Source organism: Aeromonas sp. QDB39 (genome assembly GCF_027707585.1).
Lineage (GTDB): Bacteria > Pseudomonadota > Gammaproteobacteria > Enterobacterales > Aeromonadaceae > Aeromonas > Aeromonas hydrophila.
Genome location: NZ_JAPCIV010000020.1, coordinates 84989 through 100151, shown reverse-complemented (window position 1 = coordinate 100151; position 15163 = coordinate 84989). Strand labels below are relative to the sequence as shown.

The window sequence follows — 15163 nt, the reverse complement described above, 5'->3', positions numbered from 1 at the left end:
GTTAGAAAGCCCCAAGTGTAACTATCACCTGGGGCTGGGGAAGTTGTGGCCTAATGGCTTATTTGGGCAACAACGCCTCAGGCGGTATCGATTTGGGAAACAACGCCTAATTCCCGCTGTAGTTAGTCTCGATATCCGAGTACCCGGTCATTGCCGAGCGGTGCCATATTAATCAGCAGAAATCGTTTCAAATGTGAGCAGGGGGGCAAAAAAGTTAACCGCTTTCAACAAGATAACGTTTTCATAACGAAAATCGGATCGGGCTCACAGACCTGCCGCCCGATTCGGCACATACCTGCGGGCAGAGCCATGATGTCTGGAAAAATTGATTTCCGATCAAATGGATAAGTGGATACGGCAAGAGAGAGGGAGCCACGACAGATGAAGCGGATTGAAAAGCAGGCCAGACGGCTGGACCAGGAGTATCAAGAGATTGCCCAATTGTTTGACCAATTTTGTCAGCAGGCGGGGACGCTCGCCGAGCAGTACCACTTCTTCAACTGGCCGGATTATGAGGATACCCCGCCCCTCGCCCGAGCCTTCACCCTGCTGGGGGAGCCACGCGAGCTGCGGCTGCGCTGCCAGCCGGGAGAGCGCGGCAGCTTGAGCGGGCTGATCCAGGTGTGCGGCGAGGAGGGCACCATCCACGCCAGCCTCGGCTTTCGGGCCGATGGCCACCTGCTGCTGGAGTCGGGCCGGCTGCTGGACAACCCGCCCGAGCTGCTGCTCAAGCTGCTGCTCGGCGCCATCTGGCAGCACAAACCGGAGGATGTGCAGGGCCAGCCGCACTGAGCCAGAAAAACAGGAAGGGGCCTTGGCCCCTTCCTGCTGTTGCGTGCGGCCAACCGGCCAGGATCAGGACGCGCTCACCTCGATGGTGACGTGCACCAGCTCCTCGTGGATGGCGAGCCGCGCGCGGATCTCGCTGGCGGCAACCGGCGCCTCCATCAACAGGGAGAGCACGCAGGCATACTGCTGCTGGCCCACCCGCCAGACGTGCAGATCGCGCACTTCGGCGTCCGGCAACTCGGCGATCACCTCACGGATCTCCGCCACCAGCGGCGCGTCCATCTCGGCATCCAGCAGCACCCGGCCGGAGTCGCGCAGCAGGCCCCAGGCCCACACCGCCACCAGCCCGGCCCCCACTATGCCCATCAGGGGATCCAGCCAGTCGGCCCCCCACAGCATGCCCCCCACCAGCGCCAGAATGGCCAGCACCGAGGTGGCCGCATCCGCCAGCACGTGAATGTAGGCGGCGCGCAGGTTGAGATCCTGATGGCCGTGATGCTGGCCATGATCGTGCGGGTGAGCGTGGTCGTGATGATCATGATGGTGGTCGTGACCGTGCCCATGGTGATGACCGTGATCATCCTTGAGCAGCCAGGCGCAGGCCAGGTTCACCAGCAGGCCGACGATGGCGATGACGATGGCCTGCTGGTAGTGGATCGGGCTGGGATCCAGCAGCCGGAACACCGATTCGAACAGCATCATGCCGGCCACCCCCACCAGCAAGAGGGCGCTGGTAAAGCCACCCAGCACCTCGATCTTCCAGGTGCCGAAGCTGAATCTGTGGTCACGGGCGAAGTGGCGGGCGGCGCGGTAGGCCAGCACCGACAGGCCGAGCGCCAGCGCATGAGAGCTCATGTGCCAGCCGTCGGCCAGCAGCGCCATGGAGTTGTAGAACCAGCCGCCGCCGATCTCCGCCACCATCATGATGACGGTCAGCAGCACGGCCCAGCGGGTCTTCTGTTCGGCCAGCGGATTCCCTTCGTGGACGACGGGTTGGTGGCAGTGGGATGAGGCGAGGGATGACATGGATTTCTCCTGAGGACGACAATGCAATATACTATACCCCAGTATAGTTTTATTGATCGAGAGGATCTTGCATGTCACACACCATTCACGGCAAGAAGAAGCTGCTGGCGCGGGTGCGCCGCATCAAGGGACAGGCAGGGGCACTGGAGAGCGCGCTGGAGCAGGAGAGCGACTGCGCCGCCATCTTGCAGCAGATCGCGGCCATTCGCGGCGCCGTCAACGGCCTGATGCTGGAAGTGCTGGAGGGCCACATGCGCGAGCATCTCGGCGCCGAAGAGGCGACCCCGGCCGAGCGGCTGGAGGATCTGGATCAGGTGGTGCGGGTATTGCGATCCTATCTGAAGTAGGGCCGGTGGATGGGACCATGCGTAACCCCACATCATCCCGTTTACGGCTGGGCGGCGTCGGCCCCACGGCCCCACCCCTTTCAGACTTGAGCCCTCGCCGGCTTTACGCCATGATGACCGCCGATCATTGATCGCCATACCCTGGATTCCATTTCGCAAGGACCCCCCATGTTTGAACACGTCGATGCCTATGCTGGCGACCCCATCCTGACCCTGGTCGAGACCTTCCACAAAGACACCCGCGAGCAGAAGGTGAACCTGGGGATCGGCCTCTATTACGACGAGCAGGGCCGCATTCCGCTGCTGGCCTCGGTACAGCAGGCCGAAGCCCAGCGCGCCGCCGCCCCGGCCCCGCGCCCCTACCAGCCGATGGAAGGCGCCGCCAACTACCGCACCGCGGTGCAGCACCTGCTGTTTGGCGCCGACCACGAAGCGGTCAAGGCGGGTCGCATCGCCACCATCCAGACCATCGGCGGCTCGGGCGCCCTGAAGATCGGCGCCGATCTGCTCAAGCGCTACTTCCCGACCTCCGAGGTGTGGGTCAGCAATCCCACCTGGGACAACCACAAGGCGATGTTCGAGGGCGCAGGCATCAAGGTGCACGACTACCCCTACTACGATGCAGCCACCGGCGGCGTGCAGTTTGACGCCATGATCGACTGCCTGAGCAGCCTGCCGGCGAAAAGCATCGTGCTGCTGCACCCCTGCTGCCACAACCCGACCGGAGTGGATCTCTCCCGTGCCCAGTGGGACCAGGTGATCGCGCTGGTGGTCGAGAAGAACCTGATCCCCTTTATGGACATCGCCTATCAGGGCTTCGGCGACGGGCTGGAAGAGGATGCCTACGCCATTCGCGCCATGGTGGCCGCCGGCGTCAGCTTCTTCGTCAGCAACTCCTTCTCCAAGAACCTCTCCTTCTACGGCGAGCGCTGTGGCGGCCTGTCGGTCATCTGCCAGGATGCCGAAGAGGCGAGCCGGGTGCTGGGCCAGATGAAGGCCACCGTGCGCCGCAACTACTCCAGCCCCCCCACCCACGGCGGCCAGATCACTGCGGCGGTGATGAGCCAACCCGAGCTGCACGCCATGTGGGTCGGTGAGGTGACCGAGATGCGCACCCGCATCAAGGCGATGCGCGAGAAGCTGTTCGAGGTGCTGAGCGCCAAGGTGCCGGGCCGCGACTTCAGCTACTTCATCAACCAGCGCGGCATGTTCAGCTACACCGGCTTCACCCCGGAGCAGGTGGACCGCCTGCGCGAGGAGTTCGCCGTCTACCTGGTGCGCTCCGGCCGCATGTGCGTGGCGGGCCTCAACAGCCGCAACGTCGACTACGTGGCCGACGCCATGGCCGCCGTGCTCAAGGGCTGATCCCCGCAAGCCCCGCTCAGGCGGGGCTTTTTGTTTGTCCCGTTTGCTCGTGGAACCGTTATGGATCTCATTGCCCTCTCCCGCCTCGGCGGTCGTCATCTGGTTACCCTGCACCTGCTGCTCGACAGCCAGAGCGTCACCCGCACCGCCGAGCGGCTCTGCACCACCCCCTCCACCGTCAGCAAGACCCTCAACCAGTTGCGGGATCTGCTCGGCGATCAACTGCTCTACCGCCAGGGCAACCAGCTGCTGCTGACCCCGTTCGCCGAGCGGCTCGGCCCCACCCTGCACCGGCTGCTGAGCGAGCTGAACGGCCTCACCGGCCAGGGCGGGTTCGATCCCGCCAGCTGGCAGGGGCAGCTGAAATTTGCCCTGCGCGAGAGCGGCATGGTCTGGCCCATGGGGCCCATCCTGGCGCAGCTGATGCGCGAGGTGCCGGGCCTGGTGCCCGACATTCGCAACAAGGATGAACAGGGGCTGGCGGCGCTGGCGGCGGGCAAGCTGGACTTCGTGATCCTGCCCCACGATCAGAGCCAGCCCCTGCCCCGCCAGCAAGGGCTGGTGTGGGAGACCCTGCGCGAGGACAAGCTGGTCTGCCTGCTGCGCGCGGATCACCCGGCGCTGGCGCGATCCTGGGATCTCGATGCCTACCTGAGCTGGCGCCATATCGCCATTCGCGATCAGGAGCTGGCCAACCCCTTCTTCGAACAGAGCCTGGCCCAGTTGCAGGTGCGCCGGCAGATTGCCGCCATCCTGCCGGATTTTGGCAGTGCGGCAGCCCTGCTGCGCCAGAGCGATCTGATCCTCACCGCCATCGGTGGCTGGGCCGAGCAGGCGGCCCCCCACGCTCTGGTGAGCAGGCCGGTTCCCTTCGATTACGGTGCCGTCACCCACAGCCTGGTGTGGTACGGCCCGGCCGGAGAAGAGCCGGCCCGGCGCTGGTTCCGCCAGCGCATCCTGCAACTGGCCCGCGAGCTGAGATAAGGACGACCCTGCCCGGCACACGCCGGCCGGGCATGGCGGGTGTCAGGGTTTCTTGGTGTAGATGGGGCTGGGGAAGGGAGAGACGTTGTTGCCCAGTTCGGTGATGCGGGCGGCCCCCTGCTTGCGCACCTGATCGACCCGCAGCACGTGGTGCATGGGGATCATGGTGCGATTGACGTCGGCAAATTCACTCTTCAACTTCTCGTGGCTGGGGTCGACGATGAGCGCCGTGTGGTTGTCCCACACGAAGTTGGCGATCTCGATGAAGCCGAACAGCTGACCCTGGCTCACTTCCCTGACATAGACTTCGTAACGCTCGTTGTGACAAATGAACTGCACTCGATATAAGGCGTTGGATTCACTCATGTTCGTCTGTTGATGGTGGGCGATTGACCCATTCTAGCCGCCACCTCGCAGAGCTCAAATAGACAGCAATCACAGTTACGTCATCTCAAGACTCAGGCAGCAAAAAAGCCACGCCAAACCGCTCGGTTCGCCGTCCAATCTTGCCTTGTAGTAGTAAATCCCTTTGCGATCAGCTGATTAGCATCCGGCTATTCAGAGTAGTGGCGGCAGGCTGACCGGGCCGAGCCCGGCTACCGCCAGCGCAGCGGCCAGCTGCTCCAGCTCCTCTCGCGTCGCCTCTGGCCAGTCCTGCGCTGCCCCGCGCACCCCGTGATGGCGAAAGCCGTTGAGGCGGATGGGCACGGGCCCGAGGGCGCGCAAGAAGGCGGCGAGCCCGCCCTCCAGCGTGCCGTCGGCAGCGAGATAATCGCTCTGCCCCGGCACCTGCAGCAGGCGTACCTCCGCCAGCTTGCCCGCCTGCGCCAGCAGGGTGAGCGAGGCCAGCACCCGCTCACGGCCATAGCCGGTCAGCGTGTGATGCACAGAGTCGCCCCACCCCTTGAGATCGATCATGGCGCCGTCCAGCACCGGCAGCAGCCGTTGCCAGCCGGCCTCGGCGAGCGAACCGTTGCTGTCGAGCAGGCAGCCGAGATGGGCCAGATCCGGTGCCCCCTTGATGGCCGTGAACAGCGCAATCACGAACGGCAGCTGGGTGGTGGCCTCACCGCCGGAGACGGTAATGCCGGTCAGCAGCGGGCCGTAGCGGCGCAGCAGGGCCAGCACCTCGGCCACCGTCATGGTGGCGGTCTTGGGGCTCGCGCTGCGGGGGCAGACATCGAGACAGGCATCGCAGTCGGTGCAGCGCGCCGCCTGCCAGCTCACCCGCCCCTCGTGCAGGGTCAGCGCCCCGCTCGGGCAGCCGGGCACGCAGTCACCGCAGTGATCGCAGAGGCCGATGGTGTGCGGGTTATGACAGCCGGGACAGGCGAAGTTGCAGCCCTGCAGAAACAGCACCAGCCGGTTGCCGGGGCCGTCCACGCAGGAGAAGGGCAGCCAGCGGCTCACCGTCGCGGTGCGCGCCGCCCCTGCCCGCCTGCCGCACTCAGTAGTCACACAGGGTCGCCTCGCGCCCCACCACCCGCGGTGCCCGTTGGCGGATCCCGGTCAGTTCGCTCGCCTCGGCGCCAAGGCAGGTAGTCTGCAGCCGCGAGCCCTCGGCCGCGAAACGGGCCACGTCGCTCTTGCGGATCATGTAGCCGGTCACCCGCACCAGATCGCTGTCCGCCACATTGGCGGTGAACTCGCGCATGCCGATGGCGAGCGCCCCCTTGCAGAGCTGCAGCAGCGCCTGCGGGTTCTGGCGGATGGTGGGATCCAGGGTGAGGATCTCGCTGATCCCGGAGTGATAGAAGCCGTGGTGGGGCGCCAGCGCCAGCATGTGGCTGGCGGGATCCGGCTCCTCGCCATAGGGGATGCGCACCCCGGGGGTCACCTCGCGATCCACGCTGAGCCCGCCCTGGGAGTGGAGCAGGGCGCGGCCGCCCCAGGCGTGGCATTGCGGCGTTTCGCTCACGTGGCGAGCAAGCTGGGCCGAGATACGGTAGCCCAGCTGGTTCGCCTCTTCATCACGGCCGTAGCGCTCCGGCAGATTCTCCTTGTCCATCAGAAGGTTGACCGCCTCGGCCATGCCGTAGATGCCGAACATGGGCACAAAGCGATCCTCTTCCAGCAGCCCCTCCTGCACCAGGAAACTGTCGAAGAAGCCGGACTCCTGGTGCAGGAAGGCGGCACGCGCCTCGATCAGGCGGGAGGCGAGGCGGCAGTAGTGGGGCAGCAGGCAGCCCAGGAAGTCGTCGATACCGTGGGCCTGCTCGGCCACCCGCTTGAGGGAGACCCGCACCAGGGTGTTGGCGCCACCCGCCTGGGGCAGGGCGTTGTAGCAGCTGACGATGCCGAAGCCGCGCTCATCGAAGGTGTTGCGATGCAGCGGGTAGTTGGCGATGTGGGGCTTGCTGCAGGCCGCGATGTTCTTCACCCCCAGCAGCAGCAGGCTGTCCGGGGTCTGTGCCGGATCGTGGAACAGGGTGAGGTTGGGGGCCACCTGCTTGAGATCGCCGTCGATGCGCAGGATCAGGCGGCAGAGCCGGTTGTCATCCGGGCCTATGTTGACGTGCATGAAGGCATCCGGCAGCACCCGGTCCAGGTAGATCCAGAACCCCTTCAGCTTGCGATAGAGGGCCTCGTCATCCAGCTCACCGACGAAGGGCAGCAGCAGGTGATCGAGCCGGCCCAGCCAGACCGGCATGCCGGTGACGGAGGGCACGTGGTGGTAGAGGATGCGCAGGGCATCGAGCGCCTCGTCGAAATCCTGCGGCGGTGCCAGCTCCAGCCAGGCCGAGCCCTGACGCAGAAACTTCTCGTAATCCGGCAGCACATAGCGCGGCTTGTAGGGGGCGTGCCCCTCGAACATGTCGCAGACAAAGCCCTTGGCCATCGCCTCGCTCACCTCGGCGGGCAGCTCGGGATAGGGCAGCGCATTTTCGGCGGCCAGCGCCAGGGCATGGCTCTTCTGGGCCGGTGACAGCAGGGGATCGCGCACGATGCGCTGGCAGGTTTCGGTGAAGGACATGGCTCGCTCCTCGACAGATGGGAGCTAAATCCTCACACTTGAGAGGTGTTTTTTGAAGTGACATTCACAACATGGCGGATATCCGATAAAGACATCCGCCATGCAAGATCACGGGCCTAGCCCAGCCAGGGCAGCAGTTGTGCCACGCCCCCCTGCCAGCGCAGCAGGAAGAAGCCCCCCATGCCGACCACCACCACCAGCAGGGTCGGCAGCCGCAGCAGGGTCAGCGCCGTCACCAGCAGGGTGGCGACCAGGTAGTCCGGATCCCAGCTCAGCCCAGTGCCAGGCTGATAGCTGAAGACGATGGGCAGCCAGATGGCGGTCAGCACCGACTGGGCCGAGAAGCTGAGGAAGGCTCCCATCTCGGCGCCCGGCTGATAGCGGGTCAGCCGCGAGAAGAAGGCGAAGCGGTTGAAGAAGGTGATCAGGGCCAGCAGGCCTATCATCAGCCAGCTCATGATTACCTCCTCATCCGGTGCAGCACATAACCCACCAGCATGCCGGAGAGCGCCGAGATGATGATGTAGACCTCCGCCAGCAGCGGCTTGGTGAGCAGCGCCATGGCACCGCTCACCAGGGTGGCCGCCACCATGGGCAGGTTCTTCATGGCGGGAATGGTCATGGCGATGAAGGTGGCGGCGATAGCGAAGTCCAGCCCCATCTGATCCAGTCCGTCGATGTACTGGCCGGCGGCGATGCCGAGCAGGGTCGCCGCATTCCAGAACAGATAGAAGACGAAGCCGGCGATGAGCGCATAGGCCGGATCGAAACGGCCGCTGCGCTCCCGGTCTTTGAGCGCCACCGCGAACATCTCGTCGGTCAGGAAGAAGGCCAGACTGGCGCGCCAGCGCAGGGAGAGCGGCAGCACGTCGCGGCGAAAGGTGAAGCCGTAGAGCAGGTGCTGGGAGGTGATGACGAAGGTGGAACCCATGATCGGCAGCAGTGGCGTCCCCGCCCCGAACAGGGTGGTGGCCGAGAGCTGGGCGGCGCCGGCATAGACCAGCAGCGACATCAGCTGGGCCTGCAGCGGGCTCAGCCCCACCTGCAGCGCCAGGGCGCCGCACAGGATCCCCCAGGGGATCACCGAGACGGAGAGCGGCAGAATATCGATGGAAGCGCGCCACCAGAGCGCGCGGGTACTCTCGGCCCCGACGGGCCGGGAGCAGGTTGCTGATGGCATGGGATCATCCTTGTTGCGTCCACGGCGAGCCGGAAAAACTAGCAGAGCACGAGGACGGATACCAAGAGGCTGCGGGTAAAGAGAGGGTGGAGTCAGAACAGGGGGAGCCAAAAAACAGAACGCCACCCGGAGGTGGCGCACTGCAGAGAGTCAGGGCTGAATGACGATGGGGGTGCCGGGTTCGATGGCGTTCCACACTTCGTCCAGATCCTTGTTGAGCATGGCGATGCAGCCATTGGTCCAGTTGGACGGCTGCAGGCGGGTGTTGCCTATGCTGTTGCGCTGACCGTGGATCATGATCATGCCACCCGGTCGCACACCCATCTCGTTGGCCGCCTTGATGTCGTCCAGATTCGGGTAGTTGATGTGGATGGCCTTGTAATAGTTGGAGTTGGTCTTCTTGTAGTCGAGGATGTAACGGCCTTCCGGCGTGCGCTGATCCCCTTCCCGCTGCTTGTGCCCCTTGGGAGCCGGACCCAGAGCGATCCAGTAGCGTTTGACCTCCTTGCCATCCTTCATCAGGGTCAGGCTATAACTCGATTTCTTCACCACCACCATATCGGCGGACAGGGTGGCAAAACTCAATGCGGGCCACAGCCCCAGCAAACACAGTAATACGGCTCTCATTCCATCCCTCGGCAAGCCTCTGGTAAGGGCTTTTCTGTTACCAAATCATCTGAACTGCACCGCCTCGTGTGGCGGGCGAGCGCCATCATATTGGATCGCCATCAATACTCAATATATCCAGAGAAACATATCCCGCACCATCTTTTATAGATTGTTACAATTAACTGCCAAAACAACGGGATAACCCCCCTATCTCGGGATAGTCCCGGGCGGGACATTGGGGGAAGATAAGGCGCTTTTCACCTCTCAGGAACCTCACGATGCGATACCGACTCTCCCTGCTGCTCCTGCTGCTCTGCTCCTCCCTGAAGGCGGCCGAGCCGCTCTGGCTGCGCGAGCCCGCCCTCTCCCCCGACGGCAAGCAGCTTGCCTTCACCTGGCAGGGCCGCGTCTACCTGAGCGCGGGGGATGGCGGCCCCGCCGTGCCCCTCACCGATGGTAACTACCTGAGCCAGCGCCCGCTCTGGTCGCCGGATGGCAAGCTCATAGCCTTTGCCGCCAATATCTACGGCAACGAGGACGTGTTCGTGGTGCCGAGCCACGGTGGCGAGATGGTGCGGCTGACCCGGGATTCGCGCCCCGACCTGCCCCAGGCCTTCAGCGCCGACGGCACGCAGCTGCTGCTGAGCAGCCAGCGCCTCACCGACCCCGACGCCGATCACTTCGTGGCAGAAGGCTATCAGGCCGGCAACCTCTACTGGACGCCGGTTGCCGGCGGCCCGCTGACCCCGGCCCAGCCCCTGCCCGCCACCCTGGCCCGCCCCCACGGCAACCAGCTGGCCTACCAGATGCCGGGCATGGATCAGCCGTTTCGCAAGCACCAGCACTCGTTCGCGGTCTCCCGTCTGTGGCTGTTCGACGGCAAACAGCATCGCCAGCTGACTGAAGACAGGGTGGCCGCCAGCGATCCGGTCTGGGACGAGCAGGGCAAGCAGCTCTACTACCTGAGCGAGCGCAGCGGCGATTTCAACGTCTGGCAACGGGATCTGGCCAGCGGCCAGGATCGCCAGCTCACCCACTTCAAGGGCCATCCGGTGCGCGGCCTCTCTGCCTCCCGCCAGGGGGATCTGGTCTGGTCCTGGCAGGGGGAGCTCTACCGCCTCGATGCCGGCAGCGACACCCCGCGCAAGCTCGTCATCCAGCCGCTGTTCGCCAAGGTACCGGCCGAGCAGAGCTGGCAGCCCGGCCCCGTCGACGAGGCCATCGCCCGCCAGGATGGGGAAGAGGTGATCCTGGTCAGCCAGGGGGATCTCTACGCGGTCGATACCCGGCGCGAGCGGGTACGCCAGCTCACCCGCCACCCCAGCGAGCAGTCGGCACCGCGCTATCTGGATAAAGAGCAGGAGCTCATCTACCTCTCCGAACAGGAGGGGCCGGCGGCGCTGTACCGCCTCAAGAAGGGGCAGCCGGACAAGCTGTTCAGCGACCCCGGCCCCCTGACCGAGGAGAAACTGCTGGCCATTCCGGGCGCCGCCATCAGCGTGCCGACCCTCTCCCCCGACGGCAAACAGCTCGCCTTCGTGGTGGACGGCCAGGCCGTCCATCTGCTGGATCTGGCCAGCGGCAAGCAGCGCCAGCTGGTCGCCGCCGAGTTCAATCCCTCCCGTCACGCGGTGGAGCTGGCCTTTGCCCCCGATTCGTGTCACCTGGCGCTGACCATCCAGCCCGACTCCGCCCAGCAGGAGATCGCCGTCATCGATACCCGGGATGCCAAGGCCAAGCCGGTCAACGTCAGCCTCAACGGCTATCGGGATGGCGAGCCTGCCTGGAGTCAGGACGGCGGCATCCTCTACTGGCAATCCACCAAGTACGGGGTACTGGGTGCCGATGGCGAGCCCCTCGGTGGCAGTCTGCTCGGTCTCTACAGCAGTCGCGCCGCCAAGAGCGACTTCATCGCCGAACAGGCGCCGCCCAAGGCCGGTTACGGCTTCGAAGCTGACCGCCTGGCCCACCGGGAGGCACTCCAGCTGCAGCCAGAGGGCCCCATCCTCGCCAGTCGCATCGTCGACGATCATCTGATCTATCTGGTGGAGGTGATGGGCGCCAACGGCGAGAGCGAGATCAAGGGCTACGCCCAGGATCTGCGCAAGGGGGAAACCAAGCTGCTGTTTGCCGAGCAGCCGGGGCCGGCGCAGGCCAGCCTCAACCAGGATGCCAGCCTCGCCACCCTGGTGCGGGAGGGGGAAATCGCCCTCATCGATACCCGCTCCGGCGAGGCCAGCAGCCACCCCTTCAATCTGCTGATCACCGCCAGCTGGCAGGATCGGATGAGCGCCGCCTTCGACCAGATCACCCGCCTCACCCGGGACGAGTTCTACCGGGCCGACATGAACGGGGTGGACTGGGACGGCTATGTGGCCGCCTATCGCCGCCTGTTGCCCGGCATCAGCAACGATCGTGACTTCGGCAACCTGCTGGCGGAGCTGGCCGGCGAACTCAATGTCTCCCACACCTGGGGCAGCGGTCCGGCCCCCTCCCTGCGCATGCCGGACGAGACCGCCAGCCTCGGTGGTTACTGGCGCGAGCGACAGGGGGCGGTCGAGCTCGACGCCCTGCTGGCCGGCGGCCCGCTGGAGCAGGAGACGGATCTCGCGCCGGGAGCCCGCCTGCTGGCCGTCAACGGCACCGAACTGCACAGCCTCAACGAGCTGGATGCCCTGCTCAACCACCAGGCCGGCCAGCGGCTGGCGCTCACTGTGCAGCCCAAGGGGGCCAAGGAGCCCAGCCAGCTGGAGGTCACCGCCATCGACCTGCAGCAGGAGTATCAGTTGCAGCTCGACGGCTGGATCGCCAAGCGCCGCAGCCAGGTGGAGCAGTTGAGCCAGGGGCGGGTCGGCTACGTCTATCTGCCGGAGATGAGCAGCGCCGTCTATGAGGAGGTGGTGGCCGACGCCCTCGGTCGCCAACGCAACCGCGAGGCGCTGATCGTCGACGTGCGCTTCAACAAGGGGGGCTATCTGGCCAACACCCTGGTGGAGTTCCTGACCGGCAGCGGCAGCGCCCAGGGCATGGCCCGCAGCTGGCCACGCCTTGGCAAGGGGGAGACGGACGCCGCCACCCGCCAGTGGACCAAGCCCTCGGTGGTGCTGGTCAATGCGGGCAGCTACTCGGAAGGATCGGCCTTTCCCCAGTACTACCGCACCCTCAAGGTGGGCCCCATCGTCGGTGAGCCGGTGCCGGGCACCGGCACCATGGTGTATGCCCACACCTCCAGGCTGATCCCGGGCCTCGCCTACGGCATCCCGACCCTGGGACTGCGCAACCCCGACGGCAGCCTGTACGAGAATCAGGAGCTGATCCCGGACGTGCAGGTGGCGCTGACTCCGGCCGACATGCTGGCGGGACGCGATCCCCAGCTGGCAGCCGCAGTGCAGGCCGCCCTCGCCCAGCTGTCGACGAATGCGAAACCCGCAGCCAAACGGGCTGACTGACGCCAACCAGCAAAAGAGGAGCCGGCCGGGCTTGCCCGGTCGGCTCCTCTGACAGACATCAAGGGCGCCCCGCCTGTTGCGAGGCGCCCTTGTTGCATCAGGCCGGCTGCGTCTCGGCCGGCTGGCGGGCCAGCGCCAGCTGATACCTGTGCTCGGCCAGCTCCAGCTCGCGGCGCGCCTCGTCCACCTTGCCGTCGGCACTCTTCACCGCTGCCACCAGCTGGTTGTAGCGATCCCAGCTGCCGTTGTACTCGTTCACCTCGGCCTGGTAGCGCAGGCTGATCTCGTTGGACTGGCGAATGATGGCGTTGTTCTCATCGTGCAGCTGATCGATGCGGGCGCTCAGGCCCGCCTGGATGGCGCGGATCCGGCGATACTCTTGCGGGCCGTAGCTGCCGTTGTAGCTGTTGTGCTCGCGCACCAGCCGGTTGATCTCCTGCACCGTCTGGCGGTTGCGCTGGTTCAGCTGGCTCAGCTCGCGCTGGTAGCGATCAAAGTTGCCCTTGAGCGTCTGCTGGCGATCCTGCAGGGCGGTTCTGGCCGCCACCTGCTGGCTGTAGTGCTCCTGAGCCGCCGCCAGGTCCTGGCGCCGGGTCTCGAGGGAGCGCTCCAGCTCGCCCAGATCCGGCAGCTCTTCCGACACCATGGTGGGATAGAAAGCGGCGATCTGTGGCGTTGTCACCTTCAGCGCCCGCACCGCATCGGCACCGTTGGCCTGATCCCGATAATCCACGCCACACGGCTGCCCCTTGCAGATCAGGTCCGGGCTGGAGAACTTGTACTCGTGGCTGTAGACCCCGAAGCTGGAGGGATAAGCCATCACGGTGGCGAAGGAACCCCGCACCCCGTGTCCCAGCGCATAGTGATAAGTGCCCCCCGTGCCATCCTGCAGGCGGGAGTGGTTGAGCCCCATGTTGTGACCCAGCTCGTGCGCCAGCACCACGTCACCACAGCCGGTGGCCGTGACATGGCTGAACATGCTGCCGGCATCCTGGGAGACATCCCCGTCGGCATACGCCTTGCTGCCATCGGTATAGGTCGCGGAACCGCCAACCCAGGCCAGCCCGCAGCTGCCGTGGTCACCGGTCTGGGGCCGCATCAGCACCACCATGTCGGCGCCATAGCGGGTGCGCAGGGTCGGTACCTGCTTGAAAGCCGGATCCTGCTGGTAGGTCACCGCGTTGAGTGCAGATTTGTCGGTGCCGCCATCCGGGTAATTGACCTGCTGGTCGTGCACGGCCCGCACCGTCAGATCCAGGCCGCTGGCAGCATAGATCTGGTTGGTGACGTTGATCATGTGCTGGATCCGGGTCTGGGCGTCCCCCTGATAGCGGGCCGCCAGCCCCGGACTGTGCAACACCATCAGGTCGATGGTTTCCGCCAGCACCGGGGTCGCCCCGAGCAATCCCGCAATCATGATCCCCAAGGTGGTTTTCTGCATGTGATCTTCCTTTTCTGTTGTTATTGGTGAGTCGGGATCAGGGCGTCATCGCCGCCATGACCCAGATCCAGCGGCGGGTTCTTGTAAACCCAACCCTTGCCTCCCAGGGTCTCGACGGAGTAACTGCCTTGCGGCGTGCCGATGAACCCGAAAGTCGCTTGCTTGCCGACGGTGAAATTGACCGGATAGCTGTCACCGTCGACCCGAATTTCCCCTTGCCAGTTGCGCTCCCCGCCCCGCTGCAGCTCAACCTTGGTCACCCTGGCCTGCAGGGTGCTGCCGTCCGGTAGCGGCAGGGCCACGCTGTCACCCACCTGGGCCCGCTCCAGATCGCTGCCCTGCAGGGCGATCGGCTGGGGCTGCTCGACCGCATCGCCGGGCTCCGCCAGCGGAAAGTCGGCATCCACCTCGGCCGCCTGCCAGGGGGTCTCCAGCTGCTGGCAGCCATCTTCCCGCAGCCGATCCGGCTTGGCGGGGGCCGCGACCGGCGCTGGCTTGAGCACAGGCGCAGGCATGGCGGCGAGTGGCGTGAGCTCCGCCAGCGGGCCGCTATCCGCCGCGCGCTCCTCATCCCCTGCCGCCGCCTGACCGGGCGCCACCGCGTGCGGCCACAGGTACCAGCCGATCACCCCGGCCAAGAGGGCGCACAACCCCAGCCAAGGCTTCCATTTCGCTCTCTTCATACTGATACTCCAGTCAAAAACAATCCTTATAAAACAATGAATTGCGTTCAAAGTGAGCAGGCATGCTAGAAACCGCCGAGCAGGCTGGCACCCCCCTATATGGGGCGTCGAAAAAATGGGTGCGGGAGGTTCACACCCGCAGGATGAGTCGCGCAAGTCAGTGCTGGCGGGGGCTGAGAGAGGGTTCGAATGATGCTTTTTTGCCGCATGAAAATGGCTCCAAAAAGGGCTGGAATGAGGCCATTCACCCCATATGGGTTAAGCAGATTTGGCTGTACCGGGGGGCGGGCGTCGGCGTACCCTGATGGCATCAATC

14 protein-coding genes are annotated in these 15163 nt (G+C 65.2%); 5 read left to right on the top strand and 9 right to left on the bottom strand.

All coding sequences use genetic code 11. The features are described from left to right. Positions 1–381: 381 nt before the first annotated feature. Positions 382–792, top strand: coding sequence for a hypothetical protein (locus PG899_RS13485; RefSeq protein ID WP_270697443.1), 411 nt, complete (start codon positions 382–384; stop codon positions 790–792). Between the two features lie 63 nt (positions 793–855). Here the strand turns inward: PG899_RS13485 and dmeF are convergent, their stop codons facing one another. Next, the gene (dmeF, locus tag PG899_RS13480) at positions 856–1815 is read right to left on the bottom strand and encodes a CDF family Co(II)/Ni(II) efflux transporter DmeF (RefSeq protein ID WP_190283850.1); all 960 of its coding nucleotides are present in this window, start codon (positions 1813–1815) and stop codon (positions 856–858) included. A gap of 71 nt (positions 1816–1886) precedes the next feature. On the opposite strand from dmeF, the gene PG899_RS13475 reads away from it, so the two are divergent. The 3 genes from PG899_RS13475 (at position 1887) to PG899_RS13465 (ending at position 4511) form a co-directional block, all read left to right on the top strand. Beyond that, positions 1887–2162 carry a metal/formaldehyde-sensitive transcriptional repressor gene (locus PG899_RS13475; protein ID WP_005308614.1) on the top strand — a complete coding sequence of 92 codons (276 nt, stop codon included), beginning with the start codon at positions 1887–1889 and terminating at the stop codon, positions 2160–2162. A gap of 168 nt (positions 2163–2330) precedes the next feature. Next, positions 2331–3527 carry an amino acid aminotransferase gene (locus PG899_RS13470; protein WP_077098191.1) on the top strand — a complete coding sequence of 399 codons (1197 nt, stop codon included), beginning with the start codon at positions 2331–2333 and terminating at the stop codon, positions 3525–3527. Between the two features lie 60 nt (positions 3528–3587). After that, positions 3588–4511, top strand: a complete 924-nt coding sequence (locus PG899_RS13465) for a LysR family transcriptional regulator (protein ID WP_077098189.1) — start codon at positions 3588–3590, stop codon at positions 4509–4511. A gap of 42 nt (positions 4512–4553) precedes the next feature. Here PG899_RS13465 and PG899_RS13460 read toward each other — a convergent pair whose 3' ends face one another. From PG899_RS13460 to PG899_RS13435, 6 genes are all read right to left on the bottom strand, one after another. Continuing rightward, entirely contained in the window at positions 4554–4877 is a 324-nt protein-coding gene (locus PG899_RS13460) for a DUF1820 family protein (protein WP_011704589.1), read from the bottom strand. A 192-nt stretch (positions 4878–5069) separates the two neighbouring features. Next, positions 5070–5921, bottom strand: a complete 852-nt coding sequence (locus tag PG899_RS13455; RefSeq protein ID WP_077098187.1) for a YjjW family glycine radical enzyme activase — start codon at positions 5919–5921, stop codon at positions 5070–5072. A gap of 37 nt (positions 5922–5958) precedes the next feature. Further along, the gene (locus PG899_RS13450; RefSeq protein WP_077098185.1) at positions 5959–7485 is read right to left on the bottom strand and encodes a YjjI family glycine radical enzyme; all 1527 of its coding nucleotides are present in this window, start codon (positions 7483–7485) and stop codon (positions 5959–5961) included. A gap of 116 nt (positions 7486–7601) precedes the next feature. Beyond that, positions 7602–7943: an AzlD domain-containing protein gene (locus tag PG899_RS13445; RefSeq protein WP_010635181.1), complete on the bottom strand. Its 342-nt coding sequence runs from the start codon at positions 7941–7943 to the stop codon at positions 7602–7604. 2 nt (positions 7944–7945) lie between these two features. Then, a complete protein-coding gene (locus PG899_RS13440) occupies positions 7946–8665 on the bottom strand; it encodes an AzlC family ABC transporter permease (protein WP_011704586.1) in 720 nt (239 codons plus the stop codon). A 150-nt stretch (positions 8666–8815) separates the two neighbouring features. Further along, positions 8816–9292, bottom strand: coding sequence for a L,D-transpeptidase family protein (locus PG899_RS13435; protein ID WP_024944607.1), 477 nt, complete (start codon positions 9290–9292; stop codon positions 8816–8818). A gap of 260 nt (positions 9293–9552) precedes the next feature. Here PG899_RS13435 and PG899_RS13430 point away from each other — a divergent pair, with 260 nt between their 5' ends. Next, positions 9553–12723 carry a S41 family peptidase gene (locus PG899_RS13430; RefSeq protein ID WP_190283849.1) on the top strand — a complete coding sequence of 1057 codons (3171 nt, stop codon included), beginning with the start codon at positions 9553–9555 and terminating at the stop codon, positions 12721–12723. A gap of 97 nt (positions 12724–12820) precedes the next feature. Here PG899_RS13430 and PG899_RS13425 read toward each other — a convergent pair whose 3' ends face one another. Then, positions 12821–14164: a zinc-dependent metalloprotease gene (locus PG899_RS13425; protein WP_077096389.1), complete on the bottom strand. Its 1344-nt coding sequence runs from the start codon at positions 14162–14164 to the stop codon at positions 12821–12823. Between the two features lie 20 nt (positions 14165–14184). Further along, positions 14185–14847 carry a hypothetical protein gene (locus tag PG899_RS13420; RefSeq protein ID WP_179101429.1) on the bottom strand — a complete coding sequence of 221 codons (663 nt, stop codon included), beginning with the start codon at positions 14845–14847 and terminating at the stop codon, positions 14185–14187. Between the last annotated feature and the right edge of the window lie 316 nt (positions 14848–15163).

Bases quoted from the DNA above. Each gene is read 5' to 3' on its own strand.
- PG899_RS13485 (WP_270697443.1), top strand. From the start codon at position 382: ATGAAGCGGATTGAAAAGCAGGCCAGACGGCTGGACCAGGAGTATCAA.
- dmeF (WP_190283850.1), bottom strand. From the start codon at position 1,815: ATGTCATCCCTCGCCTCATCCCACTGCCACCAACCCGTCGTCCACGAA.
- PG899_RS13475 (WP_005308614.1), top strand. From the start codon at position 1,887: ATGTCACACACCATTCACGGCAAGAAGAAGCTGCTGGCGCGGGTGCGC.
- PG899_RS13470 (WP_077098191.1), top strand. From the start codon at position 2,331: ATGTTTGAACACGTCGATGCCTATGCTGGCGACCCCATCCTGACCCTG.
- PG899_RS13465 (WP_077098189.1), top strand. From the start codon at position 3,588: ATGGATCTCATTGCCCTCTCCCGCCTCGGCGGTCGTCATCTGGTTACC.
- PG899_RS13460 (WP_011704589.1), bottom strand. From the start codon at position 4,877: ATGAGTGAATCCAACGCCTTATATCGAGTGCAGTTCATTTGTCACAAC.
- PG899_RS13450 (WP_077098185.1), bottom strand. From the start codon at position 7,485: ATGTCCTTCACCGAAACCTGCCAGCGCATCGTGCGCGATCCCCTGCTG.
- PG899_RS13445 (WP_010635181.1), bottom strand. From the start codon at position 7,943: ATGAGCTGGCTGATGATAGGCCTGCTGGCCCTGATCACCTTCTTCAAC.
- PG899_RS13440 (WP_011704586.1), bottom strand. From the start codon at position 8,665: ATGCCATCAGCAACCTGCTCCCGGCCCGTCGGGGCCGAGAGTACCCGC.
- PG899_RS13435 (WP_024944607.1), bottom strand. From the start codon at position 9,292: ATGAGAGCCGTATTACTGTGTTTGCTGGGGCTGTGGCCCGCATTGAGT.
- PG899_RS13430 (WP_190283849.1), top strand. From the start codon at position 9,553: ATGCGATACCGACTCTCCCTGCTGCTCCTGCTGCTCTGCTCCTCCCTG.
- PG899_RS13425 (WP_077096389.1), bottom strand. From the start codon at position 14,164: ATGCAGAAAACCACCTTGGGGATCATGATTGCGGGATTGCTCGGGGCG.
- PG899_RS13420 (WP_179101429.1), bottom strand. From the start codon at position 14,847: ATGAAGAGAGCGAAATGGAAGCCTTGGCTGGGGTTGTGCGCCCTCTTG.